Raw genomic sequence first — 460 nt, 5'->3', positions numbered from 1 at the left:
TTTTAACTGTTTAATTTCCTTATGGTCGGCTTGGCGCTGCCGTTTAGCTTCCAATTCCTGCTCGCGGGAGCTCATAAACCCTCGCAGTGCATCAGCTTTCCAGGCTTTTACCTGATCAACATACAAGCCTTTTGCACGACAATATTCACTCAATTCGGCTTCATTTAAGCTGGCAGTTTCCAGCACAGTGGCAAACTTTGCTTCTGCTGACCAATGTTCTGAGGTTGGTTTACTTCCGGGCACAGGACGACCTTGTTGTTTGGCTTTATCCCGCCAATTATACAAAGTTTGCAGCCCAATCCCTTCGTTTCTTGATACTTCAGCAACGCTCATATTCGAAGGAGGCAGTAACTTATTTAAAATCTGCTGCTTACGTTCTTCACTGTAACTCGGCACAACTAAGCCTTAACGCCCCAACTGGTTAAATTTTAAGTAGTGACAACTATCCTGCCAGAGCGGG

Annotated in this window: 1 protein-coding gene; it reads right to left on the bottom strand. The window is 45.4% G+C overall.

Annotated features, from left to right (window positions below):
* Positions 1–396: transposase (locus EMM73_RS19895; RefSeq protein ID WP_145987585.1), on the bottom strand; the 396-nt coding region annotated here is incomplete at its 3' end.
* Between the last annotated feature and the right edge of the window lie 64 nt (positions 397–460).

Source organism: Rheinheimera sediminis, assembly GCF_004005375.1.
In the GTDB taxonomy this organism is placed as follows: Bacteria; Pseudomonadota; Gammaproteobacteria; order Enterobacterales; family Alteromonadaceae; genus Pararheinheimera.
This window is presented reverse-complemented; position numbering and strand designations above follow the sequence as displayed.